Here is a 25,124-nt window from a genome sequence, read left to right on the forward strand (position 1 = left end):
TAGAGACAATGGTAGAGACAATACTGGATGAATCAATTTATACAAATGCGAATGGAAAGGAATTAATCCGTCTTTTAAAAGAGCGTATTCTTTTTCTTGATGGAGCTATGGGAACTATGATCCAGAAACACAAACTCTCCGAGGAAGATTTTAGGGGAGAAAGGTATAAAAATCATTCTAAGTCTTTAAAGGGGAATAATGACCTTCTTTCTATAACAAAGCCTGATATTATTGAAGCAATACATATTCAGTTTTTAGAAGCAGGTTCTAATATTATTGAAACCAATACATTTAGTTCCAATGAAATTTCTCAGGCAGATTATGCTCTTGAGTCAGAAGTTGTTTTGTTAAATAAAGAATCTGTAAAAGTTGCGAGAAATGCGATTCGCAAATTTCAAGAAAGCCATCCGAATCATCCCTGTTTTGTGGCAGGCTCTATCGGGCCTACAAATCGTACAGCGTCTATGTCCCCTGATGTAAATGATCCGGCATTTCGTGCTGTTACTTTTGATAAATTGGTGGATGTTTTTTATGAGCAGGCAAGGGCTCTTGTCGAAGCAGGAGTAGATCTTTTATTACCGGAAACAAATATAGATACCCTGAATTTGAAAGCAGCTATTTTTGCTATAGAAAAAGTATTCGAAGATTTACATGTTAGAATTCCATTAAGTCTTTCGGTGACAATTACTGACGCTTCGGGAAGGACCTTATCCGGACAAACTATTGAAGCTTTTTATAATTCTATTATGCACGCAAAGCCGATAAGTGTTGGAATTAACTGTGCATTGGGTGCAAAAGATATGCGGCCCTATATAGAAGAACTCTCTCACAAGTCAGCTTTTCATATTAGCTGTTACCCAAATGCCGGGCTTCCCAATGCCTTTGGAGCATACGATCAAACTCCGGCTGAATTTGCAAGAGATGTAGGAGAATTTGCGAATAATGGCTGGTTAAATATCGTGGGAGGTTGTTGTGGAACAACACCGGAGCATATTGCAGCCCTTGTTCAATCTGTGACCGGTAAGTCTCCGAGGCAAGTAAAGCCACTTCCGGCTTTTCCGAGATTTTCCGGCCTGGAGCCTTTGAATGCAACTAAAGATAAGGGTTTTTTGATGATAGGAGAGAGAACCAATGTGACAGGTTCTCCACGGTTTAAAAAGCTTATTTTAGAAGGAAATTATGAAGAAGCTTTAAGCGTTGCCAGGCAACAGGTTGAGAATGGAGCCGACATCATTGATGTAAATTTTGATGAAGGACTTTTAGATGGGGAGAAAGCTATGACTCATTTTTTAAATTTATTAGCTTCTGAACCTGACATCTCTCGTGTACCGATTATGATAGATAGTTCTCGTTGGCCGATTATTGTAGCGGGTTTAAAATGTATCCAGGGTAAGGCTATAGTAAACTCCATAAGTCTGAAAGAGGGTGAAGAAAAATTTATAGAACAGGCAAAGGTTATTAAAAAATATGGAGCAGCCATGGTAGTGATGGCCTTTGACGAGAATGGACAGGCAGCTACGAAGGACGAGAAGGTTCGTATTTGTACCCGCGCTTATAATTTACTAATAGAAAAAGCAGGAGTAGAACCGGAAGACATTATTTTTGATCCAAATATTCTAACTGTAGCAACAGGTATGGAAGAGCACAACAATTATGCGGTGGATTTTATTCAAGCTACTTCTGAAATAAAGAGACTTTGTCCGGGTGCGAGGGTGAGCGGAGGAGTAAGTAATATCTCTTTTTCTTTTCGTGGAAATAACCCGGTTCGAGAAGCCATGCACTCGGCATTTTTATATCATGCGATAAAAGCCGGTTTGGATATGGCCATAGTCAATGCGGGGATGTTGACTGTATATGAAGATATTGAAAAAGAACTTCTAAATAGAGTAGAAGATGTTCTCTTAAACCGCAGAGCGGATGCAACCGAGCGATTGATTGAATACGCTGAAAAGATTAAAGGTTCTGAAAAAGAAGAAAAGAAAGAAACTTTAAAGTGGAGAGAAGGAACTGTCGCAGAACGTTTAACATATGCTCTCGTGAAGGGTAATATGGACTTCATTGATGAAGATGTGGAGGAAGCCAGAAAAAGTTTTCAGAGTCCTTTAGAAGTGATTGAAGGTCCGCTTATGGACGGAATGAAAGTTGTCGGGGAATTATTTGGTGAAGGAAAAATGTTTTTACCCCAGGTTGTGAAATCTGCCCGTGTGATGAAAAAAGCCGTAGCCTACCTGATGCCTTATATGGAAGAGGATAAGAGAAAAAATGCAGATAGTAGACCCGGTGCTAAATTCTTAATCGCTACCGTTAAAGGAGATGTACACGATATAGGAAAAAATATAGTTTCCGTAGTTCTATCCTGTAACAACTATGAAGTGATTGATCTCGGAGTGATGGTTCCTTCTGAGAAAATATTAGAAGAAGCCAAAAAGCATAAAGTTGATGTGATAGGACTCAGCGGTCTGATTACTCCGTCTTTGGATGAAATGGTTCATGTGGCTTCGGAAATGAAACGGGAAGGTTTCACGGTTCCTCTTCTTATTGGAGGGGCTACTACTTCAGCGGCTCATACTGCTGTAAAAATTGCGGAAGAATATGAGAATCCGGTAGTACATGTAATTGATGCTTCCCGTGTTGTGAATGTTTTAAACAGCGTATTAAATGAAAAGACAAAGAAAAGTTACACAGAAGAATTAAAGAAAGAGCAGGAACGTATTCGGGAAAATTATTACGGAAGACAACAAGAACGTGTTCTCCTGGGTATAGAAGATGCAAGAATGAATTCTTTTAAAACCGATTGGGATAAAATAGATATACCGAGTCCTTCCTTTACCGGTGTAAAAGTTTATGAAGAAATTGATTTGAAGCTTTTAAAAGATTATATTGATTGGTCTCCTTTCTTTCATGCCTGGGAATTAAGGGGACGTTATCCGCAGATACTGGAAGATGAGATTGTAGGTAAGCAGGCCAGGGAACTCTTCGAAGATGCAAAAAAACTCTTAAATGATATTATAGAAAATAAACGCTTTAACCCCAGGGCTGTAGTTGGTTTCTTTCCCGCTAATAGTGTGGGGGATGATATTATCCTTTATAAGGACGATGAAAGAGAGGAAACACTAAGCACATTTTATTCACTGAGACAGCAAACAATAAAGCAGGAAGGAAATGCAAACTATGCACTTGCAGATTTTATAGCTCCTGTAAGCTCCAATAGAAAGGATTATCTCGGTGCTTTTGCTGTAACTTCCGGACACGGAGTTGAGGTTTTTGCCCGTTCCTTTGAAGAAAAGAACGATGACTATAACTCTATTATGACAAAGGCTCTGGGTGATAGACTGGCAGAAGCCCTTGCAGAATATATGCATAAGTTAATGCGTGAAGAATGGGGCTACGGTAGGACAGAAAATTTGGATAATGAAGCTCTTATCAAAGAACAATATAGAGGAATTCGCCCGGCACCCGGATATCCTGCCTGTCCGGATCATACCGAAAAAAGAACTCTTTTTAATTTACTTTCAGTGGAGAAAAATACGGGGATTACTCTCACGGAAAACTTTGCCATGATGCCGGCAAGTTCTGTGAGCGGACTTTATTTCTCTCATCCCGAATCAAGATATTTTGCTCTTGGTAAGATAGGAAAGGATCAGGTCGAGGACTACGCAAAGAGAAAAAATATGGAGTTAAAGGAAATGGAGCGCTGGCTTTCTCCTAACCTGGATTATAAGTAGCTAAAGGCAAGGTTATCGAACTTTTGCCGATAGATAGTTCACTTATTTTGGAATAAATCATACAGGTTATGGAATAAAAAAGGAACAGAGTTTTTACAGGTCTGTTAAATTTTTTAGCTTTTAATAAGACCTGAAAAGACTTTTCATTTCAAGCTGGACTGCAAGACTGGCCCTGATGAAAGAGAATGAATCTGCCCTAAGAGTGCAAAAAGGAGTAGAACCACCTGATTCTATAAATCTGAATTTTGCTCAAAATTATCGGAGAAAAAGAAAGCTCAATCAAAGTGAGTATGTAGAAGGTGTGCTTTCCGGTAATCGGGCCGTTTTGAGTCAGGCGATTACTCTTTTAGAGAGTTCCTTGCCTGAACATGAAGAATTGGCTGCCGGAATTATTGAACAGTGCATTCCGCATTCAGGGAAATCTTTACGCATCGGAATTACAGGTGTACCGGGTGTGGGAAAAAGTTCTTTCATCGAAACTTTTGGCATTTATTTACTCAGGAAAAATCACAGGCTGGCTGTTCTCGCTATTGATCCCAGTAGTCAGAGGAGCGGAGGAAGTATCCTTGGGGATAAAACAAGGATGGAAACCCTTTCCCGTGAAGAGAAGGCCTTTATTCGACCTTCTCCTTCCGGTACTTCGCTCGGAGGAGTGGCCCGAAAAACAAGGGAGACAATTCTTCTCTGTGAAGCAGCAGGCTTTGATGTGATTATAGTTGAGACGGTTGGAGTCGGACAATCTGAAACAGCTGTCCATTCTATGGTTGACTTCTTTTTGCTTCTGATGCTGGCCGGGGCGGGTGATGAACTCCAGGGTATCAAGAGGGGAATTATGGAAATGGCCGATCTCATTGCCATAAATAAAGCAGATGGAGATAACCAGAATCGGGCCAATCTGGCGCGCATGGAATATGCCAATGCTTTACACCTTTTTCCTCCTACTGGTTCCGGTTGGACTCCGAGGGTCGAGACCTGTTCTGCCCTGGAAAAAAAAGGAATTGGGAATATCTGGGATGCCATTCAAGAATATATGAATCTTACGAAAGAAAATTCCTTTTTTGAGAAGAAAAGACGAAATCAGGCAAAATACTGGATGTACGGTACTATTCAGGAAGAGTTAAAAGAACATTTTTTTCGAGATTTACAGATACAGGAAGCCTTACCGAATGTGGAAAGAGAAGTTTTAGAAGGCAGAATTTCTTCCTTTCAAGCTGCAAAAAAGTTATTGCAAAGATATTTTTCTCGTGAATCATCTTTTTCGGAAATTGAATGAAGAAGTTCATAATTAGTATCTTTAGTGTTTATAAAGACTCCGATTATTTTTTACAAAAGAAAGTACGGGCACTTACATATTTTGTACTAACCATCTTTATTCTGGTTCCAATATTTCTGGTCTTCTTAAATATTACCGGAGCAAGAAAGCCTTTTTCTTTCATAAATATTTTACTATCTACCATTTTTTTATTATCTTCTTTTTGCCTGTATTTGCTACGGAAAGGGCAATATAGGATAGCAGCCAATACACTTTCCATATTTACTGCTGTATCATTAAGTGTATTAGTATTTCAGGGGAAAGTTAAGTATAAAGAGGGAATCATCTTATCTTCTTTTCAACTTATTATCACGGTTGTTTTCAGTTCTTTGTTTTGTTCTAGGTTGACTACGACTATTATTTTTTTGATGGTTTTAATCTCCGGTCCCTTAGGAATCATTCGTTCGGGTTTATTGGATCGTGAAGTTGCTATTGTAGCTTCCGCGAATTATATATTTGCAGTTAGTATAATTTATGCTATGAGCATTCTCTTAATGAGCATTTCTACTTCAACCGTCGATAGGTTAAGGGAAGAAGTGAAGACCCGAAAATATTATGAAAAACTAAAGGACTTGTTTCATGCCATATTAGATATATCCTCCCGTCTGGCTTCTTCTTCGGAACTTATGTCGAAAAATGCCGAGCAGTTTTTGCAAAATATGAAAGGGCAGGGAGATTCTTTACAATCGATTGCTGCCGGTTCGGAAGAATTGTCAGCCGGTTTTGATAATGTTTTTTCAAACTTCCAGAAGCAGTTTCAGGATATTCAGGATACCCATGTTTTACATGGTGAAATGATAAAAGCGATGGAAGAAACAAGTCTTTCCGTAACCCGGTCAATCGAATTTTACAAAACCCTTCAGGAACATGCAAAACAGGGCTCTTTATCTATAAATGAGATTGAGGAGAGTATTCTGAATATCTCAAAAACTGTAGGAGAGATGTCGGGTATTGTAAAAATGATAGCTGATATTTCAAAAAAAACAAACCTGCTGGCCCTGAATGCTTCTATCGAAGCTGCCAGAGCGGGTGAAGAAGGACGGGGTTTCACAATTGTTTCTGATGAAATTTCCAGATTAGCAGAAGAATCGGCCCGAAGTGCGAGGAAAATCGGAGAATTGACCACCGGTAGTAAAACTGAAATTGAGAGAAGTATTTTTAAAACCAGGACGGGTGTAGAATTATTAAGCCATATCATTTCAGAAATCGTTGAATTAAATCGTCTCACACAGGGTATTACTCAAACTCTCAAAACACAGAGGGAAACCGAACTAAAGCTCGGAGAAAAAATAAGGACGGTAAATTCTTCCTCAAAAGAGATTTTAGAGTATGTAACGGAACAAAAACATGCCAGCAATGAAATTGCAGGTTCTATATACAATGCCAATCGATTTTTACAGGATAACTTACAGTTAGCAGAATTATTAAAAGCAAAAATTGAAGAGGTTCATAGCTTTGCAGAAAACCTTAAAGTTGGAGTTGAAAAATTCAAGGAAGAGCATCTTTAAGGAAAATACCATTTCATACCGAGTCGTCCCTGTAGTTCCGGGCTGAAGTAAAGGTATTCCGGAGGATAGCTCGAAGAGCTGAGTTTCTTATGCAAATCAATAGGCATTTCCACTAAACCTTCTAACATAAAATTTCTTGTTTTCAGGCGGAATCCCGGAGAGATGTATCTGTTAGAGAAGCGCTTGGATGAAAAGGTATTTTTTTTGAGATTATTCTTGATAAATACAGACTGTTCCCGACCGGAAAGTTGTAATAAGGCCTCAAGACTTATGTTTTTCTGGTAGCCTATCAGATTATTTGCAATTCGATAAGAAAGAGTAAGTTTACTTTGAAAATTTTCTAATTGAACGGGTTCTATCTGGGTGCCTGCAATCTGGAAGGAAAAGTCGAAATCCAGGCCAAATTTTTGATTTAAATAAAGGAATACGATTCCGGTTTCTTGTACCTGTCCGGCTTTATATAGCGGTAACAGGTAATTTTGTGTCTTATCTGTAAGTGCCGGTAAATTATTATGTACGATTATTTTTAGGTTTTTTATAGTTTTTGATTCGATTTCTGTTTTTTGTTCTGTTTGGATCTCCGGATGCAGCCTTGCTTCCATAGGATATTGAAAAGGCACAGACAGAGTAAGAGAATTGGTTTTTGCAGGCTCGAAGGTTTGAGAGATTTTCCAGTGAGAAAGTTCCGAAAATGGTTTCTGGACAATGGGAAAATATGTAAATCCAAGTCCCTGTGCGTGCAGATAAAATCCGAATACAAGGATACTCAAAAAAAAGATGTAAAGATATCTGTTTCCCATTTTCTCTCCTCAAACTAATTATGCAGGATTCATTCCCAAATACAAGGTTTTATTATTTCACTCTCTAAGAAATAAAAATATACCTCTTTCCTATAAAATAAAAACAAAATGGATAAAAGGCTTTACGTTTAGAAAACAATTCGTACATCGTATTCTTTGTTAACCACTATTAGGGGGCAATTATATAACTTATGAATACTAAGGTCGAAACTCTGGGAGAATGCAAGGTTCCCAATCCTGCTAATTATGAATTTTATACCAAACCGAATGCTGTAGTTTTATATGATACTATTTTTGAGTCTCCGGAAGAGATCAAAACGAAACTGGGTGAAAATCCGCCTTATTTTGAACAGGCCGGACCTATGGAGAAGATTTTCTTCGAACCCAGGGAAGTTGTGGCGGGCATCGTAACCTGTGGGGGTCTGTGCCCCGGAATAAACGATGTTATACGTTCTATAGTCATGGAGTTGCATTATCGCTACAAGGTTCCTCGAATTTTAGGATTTCGTTATGGTTATGAAGGTCTCATAAAGCGATATAACCATGCTCCTATTCCTCTTTATCCGGAAACAGTAGCTGAAATTCACCGGGATGGAGGTTCTATTTTATCTTCTTCGAGAGGGGCCCAAAATCCGGCCGAGATGGTGGATTATCTCTGTGCTCTCGGAGTTAATGTATTGTTTTGTATTGGAGGGGATGGTACTCTTCGGGGAGCCCAGGCAGTGCATGAAGAAATTAAAAAACGTGGTGTGAAAATATCAGTTATCGGTATCCCAAAAACTATTGATAATGATATAAACTTTATCCATAAAACATTTGGTTTTTCTACTGCTTTTGCTAAAGCAGTGGATGCAATAGATTGTGCTCATGTAGAAGCGAAGGGTGCTGATAATGGCATTGGTCTTGTGAAATTAATGGGACGTCATTCCGGGTTTATCGCGGTAAATGCAGCATTGGCCGCCAAGGTTGTGAATTTTGTTTTAATTCCGGAACATGATTTTGATCTTGAGGGGGAAGGTGCCTTCCTCGAAACCCTGAAAGATAGGGTTCAGGCAAGAAAACATGCAGTCATTGTTGTCGCAGAAGGTGCCGGACAGAAATTTTTTGAAGAAAGCAGTGAAAAGGATCCTTCCGGTAATCAAAGATTGCAGGATATAGGTTTGTTTTTAAAGAAACGGATTGTAGAGTATTTTCATCGTGAAGGAATTGAATGTACTTTAAAATATATAGATCCCAGCTATATAATTCGTAGTGTATCTGCCAACGAAGAAGATTCGGTCTTTTGTGGCTTTCTGGCTCAGAATGCTGTTCATGCCGGGATGGCCGGGAAGACCGGTATGGTTGTGGGAATCTGGAATAATGTGTTTACCAATATTCCCATTAATATGGCTGTAGGCCAAAGGAAAGTTTTGGTTCCGGAAAGAAGTTCTCTATGGAGAGCTGTCCTGGGTTCTACCGGTCAACCGAATTCCATGAAAGCTAAAACATATTTTCCCTGAACTATAACTCATCGATTATGCCTTTTTTCCCATCTGGAAAAGAGGCATAAAGAATGCAATCACAGGCTAAAAACTCCTCGCTTCCGTGTTGAGTTGCCAGGGACTTGCAATCATATATACCTGCGTTTTCTTTCTTACGATTATGCTCAGCCAGATTTTTTAAAATCTCTTCTTCGTAACCTGAAGAGGGTTTTCTTTTCTTTGTTTGGATATATTCCTGAACGGCGGAATGTAACATGGCTCTAAACATTCGAGATTTCCCCTGCAACAAAGCATTGTTCATGCAACTGGCTTTTATATTGGGTTTATTTTGTTTTTTTAATGTAACAAGAGCAACATAGCTTAATGTGGCTGAACTTTTATAATAAAAATACTCTTTTTCATCTTTTTTACAGAAGACTTCTTTGGAACGGATAGCGGGTGGAGGAAAATGCCAGCTCTTATGTAATTTCCAAATTTCTTCATTCGAAGGAGCCATAAGCGGTTCACAACTGGAACAGGATAAATAGATGAACGATACAAAAATAATAGTTAAAAGAATATAGTATTTCTTCATTTTTCCTTACTCTTTTTTTAATAAGATCATGGTGACATCATCAATAAAACCAAATTTAGAAAAATATTGAATAAGAATGTGATTCAAACTTTCAACATCCAGATTGGAGTTTTTTGTAAGAATTTCATTAATCTCATCTATTTTTATATCAATGTATTCTTTGGTCATTTCTAACTCTGCTTCTATTAAACCATCAGTTGCTAAAAGGATGATATCACCCTGCTCGACAATGCATTTTTTATCAATAAAATCATTCGATTGGGCAGAAAAACCAAAAAGAATATCACTTGTATGTATTTGTTCTACCTGATTCTCTTTCTTTTTATAGTGAAGAAATAAACCGACAGAACCGGAAAAACTGTATCCCTTTTTTTCTGTACCGGCCATCAAAAATACCGGGAATGTATAATCCATATTCGTAACTTTTTTTAAATTTTCGGAAAGGAATATATTTGATTTTTTTAATATACTGGACGGATTCGAATCGGGGTTCCCATTTATAAGGGTAATTATATTTGTAAGGATCAATAGCATAACCTGATTCGCCGGCATTCCATGACCGGTAACATCTCCTAACAGAATATAATTCTTTCCATTTTGTATGCTTATGTTGTAAAAATCTCCGGAAAAACTCTTGTCTATAGCTTCACTAAAAACCGATAAGGAGAATCCATCTATAGGTCCGGAGTTTTGAAGTGAGTATTGTATATTTTTTACCTGATCAACCAGATAAAGATTATGTTCCTGTATTACTTTTTGTTTTTGTTGTTTAAGCATTGCGTAATATATGGCAATTACCTTTCCCATATTATGAAGCAGTTTTAGTTTTTTAGAAATAAATAGTTTGGATATGTTTTCATTTTCCAGCAGAAAAATATGTGTAACTATTTCATCTTCGACAATAGGAATGCAAGCGTAAGATTTTTTATATACATAAGAATCTTGATGAATGTCGAACTCCATTTCATCAGATAAGATTTCTTTATTCTTTATGGTGAAATTAATTAAACTACGTGGTATGTTTGGATAAGTAGTGAAGATACTATTAGGACTTAAAGATAGGTCTTTATTAAAATCATTTACAACAATATAACTATTTGTAGCTCCGGATTTCTGCTGGAAGTATACAATTCTTTCTGCATGAGAAACTTGTTGCATGAGTTTTAAAAAGTTGAGACTTATTTCGTTTTCATTCTTGCCTGTTCTGAAAAGTTCATAGAGTTGCTTGAAGATTATGAAGTATTCATTGAAATCACTGTCCGAGTTTTCAGCATCCTGGTTGAAAGTGATGTTATCTATTGGAACATTAGAATTATCATAATAAGAAATTCCTAACTTAATGAATAAACTTTTTGTTCTATTTAGAAATAAATTGTAAATAAAGGGTTCTTCTTTAAATCCTTCTATAATGATTTCTGTTAGTAGTTCATTACAGATTGCATGATCCCAACGATAAAAATGATTTATTGCCTTGTTGATTGCCTGGTAATATAACATTTGAGCGTCCCAAAATTTATTTTGGATACAGAGCTCTTCGGCTTGCAATATCAATACTTTATGTTCCACTAAATCTTTATTTACATTTTTTATATCTTGTAAAATTTTTAACAACTCATCAAACTGTTTATTTAGTGGTAGTTTATTTTTTTTGGCTTGTTTACTTATGCAAAGAGCTTCATAAAAATAAAGTTCGTATAGAATATAATCATTGATAATTATATTTAGGTAGTTTGTTCTGATGAGTTGGAAATATCGTAAAGCACGTCTTATTCTGCCCTTGTGGAAAAATAAAAGACCGCGAGCAAATAGATAGGTAAAGATAGTATATTGGTTAAATTTGTAATTTACAAATTTTTTATTATCACCTTTCATGATTGCTGTGAAGGAAAGTAGGATTTTTAAAGAAATCAGAACTTCCTTGGTACCTTTGAAATCTAACTGTTGTATGAGTTCAGTAAGTTTTTTTTCATAAATAGTAAGATTTTCCACTATGAAAAAAGAATTCCATGCCAGATTGGCTGTACTTAGTGATGCTAATAAAACTTCATTATTGTTAACAGACTCTTTTATTGTTTGAGATATATAGTTATTTGTATCTATTAAGGAATTTGAATAAAACGAAGCATAGTTTGAATAGAAGAAAAGGGGTTTGTAAAGGTTTGTTATATTATGGCTCTGATAGTATTTGTAAGCTTCTGTTATTAATTGAATACCATTTGTTTTTTGTTCTTTCTTGTCTAAGAGTAAATAGCCGAGATATGCCAATGAAAAAAAAACATCATGGCTATGATCTTTTGAAAACTCAAGTATTATATTTGCATAATTTAGTATTATATTATTATCAAAATCCTTTTTTAGAGGAAAGAAGTTATCGAATACAAAAATACAATAGTCTCTATTTGTGCCTTCATTTAATTTTGCATTTAGTGATTTGATACCATTGTATTTAATTTGCTTTTTTTTATGGTATTGTAATGGAATGTATTTTTTATATAATTCAGAGATCGGAATGAGCGGTTGGAAATCACAGATGGAATTTAATAGTTCAACGGCTTTCTTTGTTTCCCCAATACAAAGATGACATTTTAGTAAGATAGAAATAAATTCTACATGGTATGATTTGGGAGGCTTTAACTTGAAGATTTCATTAATAATTTCAATGGTTTCCCTATAATGACCCAGATAGAATAATATTCTGGCAAAATCTTTATTCAGGTTATAGTTTTTTCTTTTGTTTTTATCAAAAGAATTTTTTGGAGATAATGAATAAGCAATGCGAAGGTAGGGAAGTGCTTTGGGGAAATCATTTAACTTGATGGATTGATTCGCTGCATTTATGTTCGCCTGTATAATTTTATTCAATTCTTTTATGTTATTCAATCTTGTGTTTTTACTATGATTATAATGATGGGCTATTTCATAATAATAAAATTTATTATTTTGTTTGCTTAACTTATTCAACTGGTTGGCAATTTCAAAATGTAACTGGGGCTTATCTTCGGAGTGGATATAATTATTATAAATATTATCTTTGAAATCTTTGTTAATAAACTGATAAGTATAATTTTCTAAGTATTGTTTGGCTCCGGGTTCTTTTTCGATGATTTCTTTTAGAGTATCAATATATTCGAAATTGTCATTCGTAGCTATGAATATATCTTCCCACATAAGGTCTTCGAATATAACACCACAATCTAAAATATCTTTTTGCGCAACTCGGCTTATAATTCCCAGGTTAATTTCTGAGTCCATGCAGGATGCAATTTTTAGTAAATTCTTGTGTTCGTTTGGAATATTGTTATATTTTTCTCTTAAAAGAAAGTTTATATCCTTTTCATTATTGAGAGAATCTATTTTGCTAAAGTCACAAATCCATTTTTGTCTATCAGCATTAGTAGTTTTTTTTGTTACTTTGGGTAGATGAATAATTTCTTTTTTTAAAAGAACTTTGATTAAATCTAGTACATATAAAGGAATTCCATTGGTTAGTTGAATAATTTTTTTAGATAGTAATGAAAGGCTATCCTGATCAATTTCAATAATTTTTGATATAAGTTCTCTTACATTACTTGTATTCAGTGGCTTTAGTTTTATCGTACGAAAATGTTTCCTGTCAATGAGGTTTTGAAGACGTAAAAAAGGATTATCACTTGCTTTTGTTACCTGATCCGGATTGAATGATAGGATAAATAGAATTTTACTATTTGATTTGAGCAGGATATTTTGGATTATTTCAGCAGTTTCTTTGTCACCCCAATGAATATTATCAAGTGTGCAAATAACAATATATTCGAGATTGCCCAGTAGTTCTAATATTTTGATATATCCTTCTATATAAATGCTTTTATTATCTCGTATTTTGCCCAGATAAGAGTTGTTTTTCTTTTTTGCTTTTGGAAAAAATAGTTGTGCTTCATAATAAGAATAATCTAAATGATTAATATGGAATAGGTTTTTAATGTTTTCTACCAATTCATTGTATTTGCTTTTAGATATATGTTGAAGGGTAGAAAATAAGGAATGCAGTAATTTTGATATACCTATAAATGGTTTGTATTCAAACCTATCTTCATAGCAATACATACTAAATAATTCATTTTTTATATAACTTGATGATTTTCGTAATTCTTCTATAAAAGAAGACTTGCCATAACTGGGTGAACCATTTACATATAGTAAAAAAGGAATATTCTGTTTGCCTACGGTACGAACTGCCTTGGTGTATGTGACTGATACCGTTCCGAAATTATAATATTTTTCAGTAAGAATGCTTAGATCGGGAGAAAAATTAGGAATTTCTATATTAACGGAAGTTCTACTTTTTTTGTGAAAGGCAGTATGTAAGTCTTTTTCTATTTCTACAAAATTAGGATATCTATCTTCTTTATCTTTGGTAAGCAGTTTATTTAAAATATTTGCATATTTATTCTCAATACCCAAATTTGTGAAGAAATATGGATTAATCTCACAGGATAAAATATAGGTAACAATATCAAATCTATCCTTGATCGGAGTAGAAAAAATGGTATGGCCGCATAAAAGTTTTAAAATACACATTCCGAACGAATAGTAATCGCTTCGAAAGTCAATAGTAATATTAGTTTTTCCTGTTTGTTCTGGAGGGAAGTATTGAATATATTCGGGATATATTTTTTCAATATTATCTGCCGGTTTCTTCTTATTGACTTTAGCAGAAAGTTGAAAATTGAAAATTCTTATACTTGCATCAGAAGGCTGAATCAAGATATTATAGGGGTTTATAAGCTTATGAATAATTTCCGCTTTGTTAAAAAACTTTAGAGCATTCAGGATCTGTTGGATGATGTGAAAAGCATCATTTGCTTGCAATCCTTTTGCCGGAATATAGTGATTTAGTAATAAACCACCCGGATCCTCCATTATAAGATAGGTAGAATTGTTATCAATAATAAGTTCAATGGGTTTAACTATATATTCGCAATTAGAAAGTTCTTGAAGGTATTGATATTCCTTCTGAAGTTGCAATAAAAGGTTATATTGTTGGGTACTATTATCTAAAATTTTAACCAGATAACTAACTTTTAATTTATTGTTATAAATACGATAGTATTCCGGATAAGAATGATTTTGTAGAGATATCTTTGAATGAAGTAACTCCTTTACTATCTGTAGATGTTCTGAATTCATGCAGAGTTTTTATTCTTGTATTAGGAGTATTGTGTCAAAATGAAATTTTTCTAAAAAACGAATCAGGGGAAGAGGAGCACCGGAAACGATAAGTGTCCTATCATGTTCTCTTAAATCTCTGGCAAAGTCTAAAATTATATTGATGTATTCAAGGTCGATATAATTAAGATTCTTAAGATGAAGCCGTATATTTAGTTTAAGTGCTAAAATAAGCATAGAGAATAATGCTTTGGTTTCCTTTTTAATTAGAAGATCTATATCTTCATAAACACAGTAGACATCAATAAAATATGTCTTGTAATCAAGATAATAAAAGTTGAACTTGTCTTTTTGTAACATGAATGAATTACCTATTCAGACTCTAATTTTTCGATCAAAATTTATACAAACAATTCGAAGTTTCTTTTTATCCAGAAACTTTGTAGAACTCGATACCCCCATTCTCAACCCTGTGCCGGGAATGGAACCTTACCTGGATCCTTTTGAGGTGTATTCACCTGATAAAAGGGAGAAGGGATATTTGTTTACTTCACCGGAATATTCCCTGAAACAGTCCCTTTCCATGGGGCTTGAAAGAATTTTTGAATTTTCCCATTCCTTTCGCTCTGGTGAAAGGGGTTTAGTTCATACCTCGGAGTTCATTATGTTAGAATTCTATATTAAGGGGATAAATGAGCAAGAACTAATTTTATTTTGTGAAGAACTGCTTGGTTTTTTAGATGAAACCTTGAACTTGAACAAGTTGGAAAGGCATAACATAACAAAAAAAACAATGGAACAATTATTTACAGAAATCCTGGATATCGGGCTTTCGAGGGAAGAATTGCTTCGTTTTATACGGAATGAAAAAGTCCTTTTGCAAAATCCGGAAGAGGCTATGTATGAGGATCTGTTTTTTATTATTTTTTTAAATTATATTGAACCGAAATTGCCTGAAGGTCCGTTGTTTGTTTATGATTACCCGCCTGAACTTTCAGCACTCGCCCGAATCGAAGAGGGAAAGGCGAAGCGATTTGAAATCTACTGGAAGGGTATTGAACTGGGGAATGGATTTTATGAACTTACCGACTATGAGGAACAAAAAAGGCGTTTTGAGAATGAGCGTAAACTAAGGCAGAGTCTGGGAAAGGAAGCTTTTCCTGATAATGTGGATTTCATGAAAAGTTTAAAAAGGGGCTTACCGGAATGTTCGGGGATTGCCATCGGTCTGGATAGGTTATTAATGCTTTTTTTGGGACTTGACAGCTTGCAATTTGTAAGTCCTTACTATCAAAGCGGGAGGAATGAATGAAAAAACTTTTTTATATTCTAAGTTTACTATTCCTGTTTGCCTGTTCGGGTTCTCAGACGAAGCCTTCTATGTATCTAACTCAGGGGCCGAGAACTACCATGGAAAGGATTGTTGATACATTTGAAATGAGGCTGGTGGATAAAGCGGGTATATCTGCTATTGTTCTTACTTTTACCGATATAAGCGGTAAAGTTCATCCGGATGGGGATCTTTTGGCAGAAAAGTTATCTACCGAATTGGCCAAAAGAGAAAAAATTACAATTCTGGATAGGCTTGTTTTTCAAAAAAAGTTAGAAGAAAATAGTCTGGATTTGAAAGGAGGGGCCGACCTGAATAAAATAAAGAAGATTGGTAAAGTTCTGGAAGTGGATTACGTGGTAATCGGACTTATGTCTTCTTATGCAGGAGGATATGATATAAATTGCAGATTAGTAGATACGAAAACCGGTCATACTTTAAGCGCAGAAGAGTCTTTCTATCAATTAGATACAACTTCACCGCAGGGTTTTTAGTAATCTCTTCTTGAAAAAAAATAGAAAATGGAAACGAAAAATAGGAATATAGAAAATAGGATACCGCTTAGTAAAAAGAATTGGAGAAAATTATAATCTGAAACTCTCGCCTGATTACCTGCAATTCGTGAAATGATTTTACTTTCAAAATAGAGGAAAACTTCTTTTTTATAAGTGATGATGGTATCTCCAACTCTGAGCCTGCGACTTGTCTTCTCGTCTACAGCTTCAGTAATTTCATGCATCCTTCCTTTTGAATCCGGGGTCAGGTAGGTATAGATATGAACGGTTTGCTGTGATTTATTAACATTGTGATAGCTGGTCAGGGTAGAAAATGTTTTTTTCCCTTTGGTTTCTAAATCAGTATATTCTTCTTTTAGTGCCCTGTTTTTTAAAAAGACCAGGGTAAACAGGAATACAAAAATAAAACCGGCAGAGAATGAATAGGTAAATAGAAGCCTATATAAGGGTGTCCTAAGAGTTTCCTGCATTTTTTCTATGTTTATAAAGAAAATATAGAAGATAGCCGTTTGTATTTTTTATCAGCCTCAGGACTTCGTCTTCTTTACATAACTTTGTAGTAATATGCTCATTTTCCTCTTCAGCCCCGGTTTTGCGGTTATGAAAAGACTGTAATTCTTTGGTTGTCATCTCCAGATCACAGGCAAAGAAAAAACCTTTTTCATCCAGTAGGCCCGGAGAAGTATGCAGGCCTTTTTCACATAGAAGGATCAAATCTTTCTTTTGAATTTTGAGCCCTGTTTCTTCTTCCATTTCTTTTAAAGCTACAAGCTGAGGATCTGCTTCACTGTCACACATTCCTGCCGGAAATTCGTAAAAAAGGGAGCCATCTGCAATCCGCCTTTGCTCGACTAATAGAAAAAATTCTTCTCCACTTTCTTTTTCTTTGATGCAAACGAGGATGCACACAAAGTGACCGCGAATCAGGGCAATAGGCAGTAATTTCTTTCCTTCCGGTGTAATGGCATCTACTTTTACTAATCCAAATAGTGACTCTCCATTTGACTTATGTACACTGTTTAAAACGTCCACCTTGTCGATGCGGTTTCCTTCTTTAATCAGGGAGTCTAACCATTGCTTATACTTTAAGGAGTTTAAAAAATCTTCTTTATTCATGTAGAATTAGTGGCTTTCTTCCGTTTCCAGATATTCATACAAATTGGAGAATTCGAAATCGGAAGGTAAGTGTTTTAGTAGTTTTTTATTAGAAATAAATCTATCCTGTCTTCCTTTTTTTCCTTCTCTCTGGAAACTTTCGGGAAGAAAACCTTTTTCCTTTGCAAATTTAATAAGTTCTTCCCAGTTATGACTGATGCCGTCGCTCACAATAAATCTTTCTTTCTCAAAATTCTTTTTAAATACTCTATCTATGATTTTAGCCAGGTCATCGACATGTATAAGATTCACATGTGTTTTCTGGGGAGACACTAATTGTTTTCTTAGCCAATCTATTGGGTTTTTTCCCGGTCCATAAATACCGGAACAATTTAAAACTACTGCTCCGGATTTCATTAAAGCCTGTTCTCTTTGGAGTTGGTGACTATTGTAATCTAAAACACTTTCTTCATTTACAGGATTATAGGGAGTACCGTATTCGAGGTAAATGGAAATACTGGAAATGACTACAATATGCTCAAAATTATGGTTTAAGAAATGTAGAAAATCATTGAAGATATAGTTACTACCTTCCCTGAGAGGACAGGTGATCAGACAATCTTTAGCCGGGCCCAGATTTTGCCATGTGTCTTTTAACAGCCAGTCAAAAATAATTGAGTCTTCGGTTTTCTGTCTGTGGGTTCCTAACCAGCCTTTCTGTGTTTGACGAAAGGCACTGCCCACATAACCATCCCCTAAAACATAACCTTCAGGCTTCTCTTTCATAAGTTTATAAACAGAATAAAAAGAGCTTGTATTAGATCAATATTTTTTCCACTTGATTTTTGTATATATTTTATATCGATGCTGCCGATTTAAGCAGTATGGCAAAGAAAAAAAAAACAAAAACTACTAACTCCTCAGTAGCTTTTTACGAATTTCATACCCTAAATCCCAGTGAATGGGCATCTGAAATGAAACAAAAATTGGATTCGGTAAAACAAAACCAGGAATATTTGCTTTCACAAGAAAACTATACCTATGATACCTTTGTGAAACCGCTGGAAATATCCAATGAAAACTTGCTTACCGTATTTACACCTCTATCTCATTTAAATTCTGTTATGAATAGTTCGGAAACAGAAAAGGCTTATATGGAATGTGATAGTCTTTTAACGGAATACTTTACCTCTCAGTCTCAGGATAAACGCATTTATGATGTATATAAAAAGATTTATCAAAAAGAGAGAAAGCAGTTAAATGCAGAAAAAGTAAAAGTCTTAGAAAACTCTCTTCGTGATTTTAAACTTTCGGGTGCCTTTTTGTCCAAGAAGAAAAAACAGGAATTGATGAATATTAATCTTCGTCTGAGTGAATTAAGTAATACTTTTTCTCAAAATCTAATAAAGGCAACTAACGAATATGAATTAATTATAAGCGATAAAGAAGCAGTAAAGGAAATACCCGGATCTGATTTGAAGCTTGCGGAGTGTAAGCATGAAGGAAAGAAGGCCTGGAAATTTACCCTGCAAATGCCGAGTTACCTATCGTATATGACTTATGGAACAAACAGGGAATATCGGAAGGAATTAGAAAAAGCTTATCTAAGTCGTTCTCCGGAAAATGGAAAAATAATTGAGGAGATTTTACGATTACGATCTGAGAAAGTGAAAATATTAGGTTTTAAAAATTTTGCAGAACTCAGCTTGAGTACCAAAATCGCTTCAAGCCCTGATGAGGTTCTTTTCTTTTTGACTGAACTCGGAAAGAAGGGAAAGGTATTTGCAAAGAAAGAATTAAAAGAATTAAAAGACTTTGCCAAAAAGGAAGGGCATCAGGGAAGTCTTGAAAGTTATGATCGGATGTATTATGCAGAAAAGCTAAAAAAGAAAAAGTTCAATCTTGATGAAGATAAGTATAGACCTTATTTCGAGAAAGAAAGTGTAACGAGAGGTCTTTTAGAATTTTGCGGAAAGCTTTTCGGTATCGAGTTTTCAAAAGTAGAAGTAAAAACCTGGCATCCTTCTGTTTTAGTTTATGATTTGAAGAAGGAGAATCGGGTTTTTTCCAGATTGTATCTGGATCTGGAATCGAGAAAAGATAAACGTGGTGGTGCCTGGTTGCACAACTGGCAAACCGCTCATTCAAAACCGGATGCTTCGATTCAACTGGCTTCTGCATTTATCGTTGCGAATTTTCCGGCTTCTTCTGATAAACAGCCATCTTTGCTTCGGCATAGTGATGTGGTTACTTTATTCCATGAAATGGGACATGCCTTACAACATCTCTGTTCAAATGTAGGTGAGTGTAGTATCAGTGGAATAGGGGGGGTAGAATGGGATGCAGTAGAATTTCCGAGTCAGTTTTTGGAAAACTTTGCCTATAACCCGGAAGTTCTACAGGTATTTGCAAGACACTATAAAACGAAAAAGGTTTTACCGACAGCTATGATTCAAAATCTTGTTGAGGCCAAGAATTTTCTTTCCGGAATCTTATTACTTCGCCAGTTGGAATTTGGTATCTTTGATATGAAGATTCACATAGAAGATTCCTGTTCGGAAAAGAGAGTACAGGATATTTTAAATGAGGTTCGAAAAGAAGTTGGAGTTTTTAAAGCTGCCGGGTATAATAAATTCCAAAATGGATTTTCCCACATTTTTGGAGGAGGTTATGCTGCGGGCTATTACAGTTACAAATGGGCTGAACTACTAAGTGCGGATGCATATTTTGAATTTCTTAAGCAGGGAATATATTCGGATATTGCTAAGAAATACTATGAGATTATTCTACAGAGAGGTGGCAGTGAAAATGCAATGACACTTTTCCGAAAATTTATTGGTAGAGAACCGGATGTGGATGCTTTACTTCGCTTGCATGGTATGTCATAGTAACTGTATGTTAAGAAGTTTCGGATTTAAAAGGAAAATAAATATTTTTTCTTGCATCCGAGGCTTCTATCTCATAAATTAGTTTTATAATTTAATTAGGGAGCTCGTATGCAAAGACGTGGAAAATTGTTTATTAGTTTAGTACTGGCATTGACATTACTCTCAGCCTGTAAAAAAGTGAAATCTGATCCGGAATTAGAAAAACTTATCAAAGCTATACCGGATAATTGTGACTATGATATCAAGTATGCAATGGTCAAATACGGAACCTGTAAGAATAAAGAAACCGATAAGGTAAGTGATTGGATTAAAGCCAATGGCATGATGAAAACCTTATCTACCTGTGCGGTACTATTTAATTCTGAGGATTCTAAAACAGCATCTCTTGCTGCTCATGTTTTATATAGAAATGTGAAAGATAATCTTCAGGGGATAGCTGATGCTCCTCAGAGTCTGGATACAAAGATTGTAGAGCTCTTGATGGAAGGATTAAAGAAGAATCAGACTTACTTTGCTTTTTATGGTTCTCAAGCAATTGCTAAGTTAGTCACTATAAAGGGTATCGAAAATAAATTCTACGAAATCATTGAAGCACACCCTGAGTCAGTGGTCAAAAAAGAAGGCTATCGCTATATCATGCAATTTGGTCGTTTAAAGACTTTTCCCAAGATCAAGGAATTGGCAGGCAAAGATAAAGATTTAAAACTGGTAGCTCTTTCAGCACCCCGTAATATGTATAAGTATACACAGGAAGAAGAGACTCAGGTCTGTGATTGGGTGCAGGGTTTCCTTCAGGATTCCGATGAGTATGTTTCGGCCGAAGCTGCTAAAACCCTGGCAACAAGATGCAAGGGAAAATATATCGATGAATTTTTAAAAGAAGCTGAAAAAAGAGCCTCTGAAGGGAAATTAAAAGCCCCATTTAGCTGGGCTCTTACCAGTTTTACATTTTCCTGCAAATCTTTCCTTGGTTCTCCTCCAACCGGGACAGAAGAGCAGTGCAAAAAGAAAGAAGAACTAAAAGCTAAAATAACAAAATAATAAAAATAGAATAAAAGGGTTATCTAATTTATCTAAACCTTAGATAGCCCTTTTTCTTTCTTACCAATCGCTACCTCCGGAATCTCCCCCTCCAAAATCTCCACCACTGTCGTAACTACTTCCTCCACTATCGAAATCACTAAAGGAAGAGGAATCTACATCTCCTGAAGCTGTCCAGGAATCATCAGAGGAAGAACTGTCATCGTAATAGGTATCGTCACTACTACTGTAATCTTCTGTATCTGAATATTCATTATCATCAGTGAATTGGTTATATAACCAACTGGCAGCAGCAGCACCAAGGACAAGTCCTAGGACTCCACCGAGCATTCCACCTCCTCCACGGCTGCCGTAGCCATATCCTCCTCCGGCGCCACTCCTTCTCCTTCCTCCCGGAGTCGGGAAGAAAGAAAACAGGACTCTTATAATCACTAAAACGAGCAGAATAATAATCAGGGTTCTAATCATTGGGCTTTCCATGATGGAAGCATAACAGATTATGAATAAAGTCGCAAGTAAAAAGTTAAGGGTTCTCTACTTTTATTAATTTTATTGGATAAGCTTTTAAAGCATCGGATGCTTTTATCCTGATTTCTTTTGGATGGTAGCCGGGATGTTTGATACTGAGATTATAGGACTTCTCTTCTAATACCATTTTTGTAAAGAGTCCTGTTTTAGGATGACTTGTATGACTTTCTCCCTCAAAGGTCTGAATTTCTTTGATTTTCACAATGGCACTTAAAGGTTTTCCATCCTCGTCTGTTATCTTCAGGATAATTTTTATACCGTGAATATACTCATTAAAAACCATTTCCCAGACTTCCCTGAAACCTTCCATGACTTTTCGAGCGAGACGATAAGGTGGGTTATGATGGGAACTTTCTACAAGTAAAGCATTGGTTCCATATTGAAAGTAGAAATAATCCTGATCGGTTCCATCTACCGGGTAAATATTTTTACGGGCAATGAAACGTTTTTTTTGTCGCATAGAAATCGCTGCATCAGCCATACGTTCTGCCAGATTTTTTACATAATCAGGTTCCGGGTTTTTTATTTCTTCTATGGAATAGGGGTAGAGTATGCAGGTAGCAAAAGAATGGAAGCTTAAAGAAAAGAGAAAGCGCTCCTGTTCAGAAAGCCACATCATTGTTTTTGTCTCCGGTTCTGAACCCGGAGTTTTTCCTCTAAAGAAAACAGAATTTTCCTGTCCGGAAGAAGCTTTAGATTGTCCGGTATTCCATTGAAAAGGATAGTTGCGATTTAAGTCTACTCCCCGGTAGAGGCTGTCTGCACTGGTTTCGGGGGGTAGATACCCATTTTTTCTTCCCATCATAAGAGATTTATGCCAGAAAAAATAACTTCCATCAGGATTTACAATGGGTACAAACCAGAGACGAAAATGTGTAAGGTATTTCTTATATTTTGAGGGATGACTTAAGATACTGTAGATAATATCATAACAATGTTCTGTAGAGATGAGTTCATTGGAATGGTGTGCCCCGTTGATTAAAACTGAAACTTTATCTACAGAGTTTTTTTCTTCAATGCTGATAGCCGGGATTGGATTTCCGAGTCTTGTTTTACCGATGATATGAAAGGTAACAAGTTCCGGATATTTTTCTGAAAGCTGTTTTAAAAAGATATAGTTTAAATTGAGGTCTTTATAGCTTTTCGTCAGGTCATCCAGAGATTCTAAGCCTCTCACAATATACTTATGATAGGAAGGCTGGTACTGAGTAAAGGCTGCATGTTTATAATCGATTAGTTTGTAATCCAAACCGGATTTACGTAACTTATATTCATTTTTCAAGTTAAGAATAAATCTCAGGCTATCCTCGGTTTCGTAAGTCGGCTTGAACGGTATATTATATTTACTTAATGTTTTTTTTAGTTTCAGAAGTTCTGTTTTTTTGATTTCGAGTAAACGAATATTCGAAGATTCATAAATGGGGATACTGGGATAATACTTAACTGTTTCTCCGGCCCGGATCTGAGTAAAGGGGATATGAATCGATAAGATAGAAATGGAAAGTGTACTGAGTATTAGGGAATGTATAAGGGTTTTCATTCTTTTTTCCTGAATTTTTTCCAGAATTCAAACAGGCTTAAACCGATTACAAAACTAAGAAGAGAACTTAGTACTACCGAATATTTTGCTTCTACTATATATTTCATTACAACTAAAACCAGAATAGCTCCCGAAACAATGATATAAAAAAGCGGGGTGAATGGATAACCGAAGGCTTTGTACAACATTTCTTTCTGAATCTTTTTTAGACGGATGACAAAGATAGAAAAAATGGTAAGAATGGAAAGAACCGTTATCGCGATAAAAGAAAAGTTTAAAAGATTACTTTCTTTATCTACAGTCAGAATCATGATAAGTGCAAAGAGGCTCTGTGTCCAGATACTGAAAACGGGTGTGTTACGTTTCTTATCCAGTTCACCAATTTTTTTCCAGAATAGTCTGTCCCTGGCTATGGCTACAGAAACGCGACTCCCGGAAATAATAGCCGAATTTGTATTGCCAAGAACTAAGAGGAAAATTAATAAAGAGATAATAAAGGGAAGATAAGATAAGAACTGAGCCTGTCCGGGAGAAACGTGGTTTAGAAGATAAACTCCCATCATATAAAAGGGGTCTTCTTTTCCTGCCTGTAGAACCTGGTAGGGAATTACTGCAATAAATACAAAGGCAAAACTTAAATATAAAAGCATAACCAGTGTGGGTCCGAGAATCATGGTCAGGGGAATTACTTTTCCTGGATTTTTTATTTCTTCACCGAGGGCAAGAGGTGAGTTCCAGCCGGTGAAGGTCCAGTAAACCGGCACGAGAGCGGTTCCCAGTTGTAAAAGATTCGGCCCCTTATAGGGAATCTGTAGATTATTATAAAGAATCAGGGAATCATCAATCGGTAAGAAAAAATACTTATAGGCGATAATGCTAAGAGCAATGAGATAGATAATGACTAAAAAGGTAAGGGGGAGCAGGGTGAATACTTTTTGCAGCCGTATGGAACTTCGAATTCCCAAATGGTTGATAAGAGTCATTCCGAAAAGAATGAGAGCTGCGATTAATTGGGAGTAATGAATTTTCCCGATGAGAGGAAGGGTAAAAGCGGTTTCCCGTATCCAGGGACCAAAAATGGTAGCACCCTGGAAATGAACACTCAGACTCACACCGAGAGCAATAGAACCCGGAAAGGTAATAAAAAAGGCCAGAAAACCATACAGGAAAGCCCAGCGGATTCCATATACGTTTCGGAGATAGGCATAGTCACCCCCCACTTCGGGATAAACAGAACCTAATTCTGCCGAACTCAAAGCACCGGTCAGGGCTACAAAGCCTCCGATTAACCAGATAAGAAGAAACCAGCTCGGATGGGGTAGATTGGTAGAAATAAGAGAAGGATATATGAATATGCCGGCACCTACCATATTACCCATCATTAAAAGAACCGCTTTGCCGGTACCGATATTGCGCTGAAATGATTGAGGATTGCTTTCCAGGGTGAAAACCTTAGTTTTAGTTTTTTATCTTGTCAGTGTTTGTCTTTGTTGAATACTGTCAATTAATTCCCCTCGAATAAAAAAGGAAGTTCATGCTCAAATTAATCATAGTCTTCTATCTTCTTTTTTTTCTCAGTTATTGTGAAAGCTTTGAAAAGAAAGCTTCTCTTTCTCCTGCCTGTGAGAAGAAATTTTCTTAT

General features: G+C 36.0%; 18 protein-coding genes. 8 read left to right on the forward strand and 10 right to left on the reverse strand.

Going from position 1 to position 25,124, the window contains the following annotated elements; all coding sequences use genetic code 11:
* The first annotated feature begins 8 nt into the window (after positions 1 to 8).
* From metH to H7A25_20935, 3 genes are all read left to right on the forward strand, one after another.
* A complete protein-coding gene (gene metH, locus H7A25_20925; GenBank protein MCP5502373.1) occupies positions 9 to 3,725 on the forward strand; it encodes a methionine synthase in 3,717 nt (1,238 codons plus the stop codon).
* A 175-nt stretch (positions 3,726 to 3,900) separates the two neighbouring features.
* Entirely contained in the window at positions 3,901 to 4,998 is a 1,098-nt protein-coding gene (gene meaB / locus H7A25_20930) for a methylmalonyl Co-A mutase-associated GTPase MeaB (protein MCP5502374.1), read from the forward strand.
* Positions 4,995 to 6,545: a hypothetical protein gene (locus H7A25_20935; GenBank protein MCP5502375.1), complete on the forward strand. Its 1,551-nt coding sequence runs from the start codon at positions 4,995 to 4,997 to the stop codon at positions 6,543 to 6,545. The genes meaB and H7A25_20935 overlap by 4 nt, the downstream gene beginning before the upstream one ends.
* Here H7A25_20935 and H7A25_20940 read toward each other — a convergent pair.
* A complete protein-coding gene (locus H7A25_20940) occupies positions 6,542 to 7,345 on the reverse strand; it encodes a hypothetical protein (protein ID MCP5502376.1) in 804 nt (267 codons plus the stop codon). The genes H7A25_20935 and H7A25_20940 overlap by 4 nt on opposite strands.
* Positions 7,346 to 7,536: 191 nt before the next feature.
* On the opposite strand from H7A25_20940, the gene H7A25_20945 reads away from it, so the two are divergent.
* The gene (locus tag H7A25_20945) at positions 7,537 to 8,844 is read left to right on the forward strand and encodes an ATP-dependent 6-phosphofructokinase (protein ID MCP5502377.1); all 1,308 of its coding nucleotides are present in this window, start codon (positions 7,537 to 7,539) and stop codon (positions 8,842 to 8,844) included.
* A 1-nt stretch (position 8,845) separates the two neighbouring features.
* On the opposite strand, the gene H7A25_20950 is transcribed toward H7A25_20945, so the two are convergent.
* The 3 genes from H7A25_20950 to H7A25_20960 are packed head-to-tail and all read right to left on the reverse strand — an operon-like array spanning position 8,846 to position 14,905.
* Entirely contained in the window at positions 8,846 to 9,400 is a 555-nt protein-coding gene (locus H7A25_20950) for a hypothetical protein (protein ID MCP5502378.1), read from the reverse strand.
* Between the two features lie 6 nt (positions 9,401 to 9,406).
* Positions 9,407 to 14,566, reverse strand: coding sequence for a protein kinase (locus tag H7A25_20955; GenBank protein ID MCP5502379.1), 5,160 nt, complete (start codon positions 14,564 to 14,566; stop codon positions 9,407 to 9,409).
* 9 nt (positions 14,567 to 14,575) lie between these two features.
* Complete coding sequence (locus H7A25_20960; GenBank protein MCP5502380.1) at positions 14,576 to 14,905, reverse strand: hypothetical protein; 330 nt, start codon at positions 14,903 to 14,905, stop codon at positions 14,576 to 14,578.
* On the opposite strand from H7A25_20960, the gene genX reads away from it, so the two are divergent.
* Both genX and H7A25_20970 read left to right on the forward strand, forming a co-directional pair.
* Positions 14,904 to 15,857, forward strand: coding sequence for an EF-P lysine aminoacylase GenX (gene genX / locus H7A25_20965; GenBank protein ID MCP5502381.1), 954 nt, complete (start codon positions 14,904 to 14,906; stop codon positions 15,855 to 15,857). The genes H7A25_20960 and genX overlap by 2 nt on opposite strands.
* Positions 15,854 to 16,369, forward strand: coding sequence for a hypothetical protein (locus H7A25_20970; GenBank protein MCP5502382.1), 516 nt, complete (start codon positions 15,854 to 15,856; stop codon positions 16,367 to 16,369). The genes genX and H7A25_20970 overlap by 4 nt, the downstream gene beginning before the upstream one ends.
* Here the strand turns inward: H7A25_20970 and H7A25_20975 are convergent.
* From H7A25_20975 to H7A25_20985, 3 genes are read right to left on the reverse strand one after another with little or no spacing between them, the layout of a single operon-like run.
* Positions 16,366 to 16,860 carry a hypothetical protein gene (locus tag H7A25_20975; protein ID MCP5502383.1) on the reverse strand — a complete coding sequence of 165 codons (495 nt, stop codon included), beginning with the start codon at positions 16,858 to 16,860 and terminating at the stop codon, positions 16,366 to 16,368. The genes H7A25_20970 and H7A25_20975 overlap by 4 nt on opposite strands.
* Positions 16,844 to 17,506 (reverse strand): NUDIX hydrolase, encoded by a 663-nt coding sequence (locus H7A25_20980; protein MCP5502384.1) that lies wholly within the window; start codon positions 17,504 to 17,506, stop codon positions 16,844 to 16,846. The genes H7A25_20975 and H7A25_20980 overlap by 17 nt, the downstream gene beginning before the upstream one ends.
* Before the next feature lie 6 nt (positions 17,507 to 17,512).
* Entirely contained in the window at positions 17,513 to 18,271 is a 759-nt protein-coding gene (locus H7A25_20985; GenBank protein MCP5502385.1) for a hypothetical protein, read from the reverse strand.
* A 98-nt stretch (positions 18,272 to 18,369) separates the two neighbouring features.
* Between H7A25_20985 and H7A25_20990 the strand changes: the two genes are divergently transcribed.
* Positions 18,370 to 20,373, forward strand: coding sequence for a M3 family metallopeptidase (locus H7A25_20990; GenBank protein MCP5502386.1), 2,004 nt, complete (start codon positions 18,370 to 18,372; stop codon positions 20,371 to 20,373).
* A 108-nt stretch (positions 20,374 to 20,481) separates the two neighbouring features.
* Positions 20,482 to 21,414 carry a hypothetical protein gene (locus tag H7A25_20995; protein ID MCP5502387.1) on the forward strand — a complete coding sequence of 311 codons (933 nt, stop codon included), beginning with the start codon at positions 20,482 to 20,484 and terminating at the stop codon, positions 21,412 to 21,414.
* A 60-nt stretch (positions 21,415 to 21,474) separates the two neighbouring features.
* On the opposite strand, the gene H7A25_21000 is transcribed toward H7A25_20995, so the two are convergent.
* Genes H7A25_21000 through H7A25_21010 form a run of 3 tightly spaced genes read right to left on the reverse strand, consistent with a single transcriptional unit; the run spans position 21,475 to position 24,864 of the window.
* Positions 21,475 to 21,882 (reverse strand): hypothetical protein, encoded by a 408-nt coding sequence (locus H7A25_21000; GenBank protein ID MCP5502388.1) that lies wholly within the window; start codon positions 21,880 to 21,882, stop codon positions 21,475 to 21,477.
* 55 nt (positions 21,883 to 21,937) lie between these two features.
* Positions 21,938 to 23,482, reverse strand: a complete 1,545-nt coding sequence (locus H7A25_21005; protein ID MCP5502389.1) for a peptidase M14 — start codon at positions 23,480 to 23,482, stop codon at positions 21,938 to 21,940.
* Positions 23,479 to 24,864 carry an amino acid permease gene (locus H7A25_21010; GenBank protein MCP5502390.1) on the reverse strand — a complete coding sequence of 462 codons (1,386 nt, stop codon included), beginning with the start codon at positions 24,862 to 24,864 and terminating at the stop codon, positions 23,479 to 23,481. Before H7A25_21010 ends, H7A25_21005 begins: the two co-directional genes overlap by 4 nt.
* Positions 24,865 to 25,124: the final 260 nt, after the last annotated feature.

The organism is Leptospiraceae bacterium (assembly GCA_024233835.1).
GTDB lineage: Bacteria > Spirochaetota > Leptospiria > Leptospirales > Leptospiraceae > JACKPC01.

Bases quoted from the DNA above. Each gene is read 5' to 3' on its own strand.
- meaB (MCP5502374.1), top strand. From the start codon at position 3,901: ATGAAAGAGAATGAATCTGCCCTAAGAGTGCAAAAAGGAGTAGAACCA.
- H7A25_20940 (MCP5502376.1), bottom strand. From the start codon at position 7,345: ATGGGAAACAGATATCTTTACATCTTTTTTTTGAGTATCCTTGTATTC.
- H7A25_21010 (MCP5502390.1), bottom strand. From the start codon at position 24,864: ATGATGGGTAATATGGTAGGTGCCGGCATATTCATATATCCTTCTCTT.
- H7A25_20995 (MCP5502387.1), top strand. From the start codon at position 20,482: ATGCAAAGACGTGGAAAATTGTTTATTAGTTTAGTACTGGCATTGACA.
- H7A25_20960 (MCP5502380.1), bottom strand. From the start codon at position 14,905: ATGTTACAAAAAGACAAGTTCAACTTTTATTATCTTGATTACAAGACA.
- H7A25_20935 (MCP5502375.1), top strand. From the start codon at position 4,995: ATGAAGAAGTTCATAATTAGTATCTTTAGTGTTTATAAAGACTCCGAT.
- genX (MCP5502381.1), top strand. From the start codon at position 14,904: ATGAATGAATTACCTATTCAGACTCTAATTTTTCGATCAAAATTTATA.
- H7A25_20970 (MCP5502382.1), top strand. From the start codon at position 15,854: ATGAAAAAACTTTTTTATATTCTAAGTTTACTATTCCTGTTTGCCTGT.
- H7A25_20950 (MCP5502378.1), bottom strand. From the start codon at position 9,400: ATGAAGAAATACTATATTCTTTTAACTATTATTTTTGTATCGTTCATC.
- H7A25_21000 (MCP5502388.1), bottom strand. From the start codon at position 21,882: ATGATTAGAACCCTGATTATTATTCTGCTCGTTTTAGTGATTATAAGA.
- H7A25_21005 (MCP5502389.1), bottom strand. From the start codon at position 23,482: ATGAAAACCCTTATACATTCCCTAATACTCAGTACACTTTCCATTTCT.
- H7A25_20990 (MCP5502386.1), top strand. From the start codon at position 18,370: ATGGCAAAGAAAAAAAAAACAAAAACTACTAACTCCTCAGTAGCTTTT.
- H7A25_20955 (MCP5502379.1), bottom strand. From the start codon at position 14,566: ATGAATTCAGAACATCTACAGATAGTAAAGGAGTTACTTCATTCAAAG.
- H7A25_20985 (MCP5502385.1), bottom strand. From the start codon at position 18,271: ATGAAAGAGAAGCCTGAAGGTTATGTTTTAGGGGATGGTTATGTGGGC.
- metH (MCP5502373.1), top strand. From the start codon at position 9: ATGGTAGAGACAATACTGGATGAATCAATTTATACAAATGCGAATGGA.
- H7A25_20945 (MCP5502377.1), top strand. From the start codon at position 7,537: ATGAATACTAAGGTCGAAACTCTGGGAGAATGCAAGGTTCCCAATCCT.
- H7A25_20975 (MCP5502383.1), bottom strand. From the start codon at position 16,860: ATGCAGGAAACTCTTAGGACACCCTTATATAGGCTTCTATTTACCTAT.
- H7A25_20980 (MCP5502384.1), bottom strand. From the start codon at position 17,506: ATGAATAAAGAAGATTTTTTAAACTCCTTAAAGTATAAGCAATGGTTA.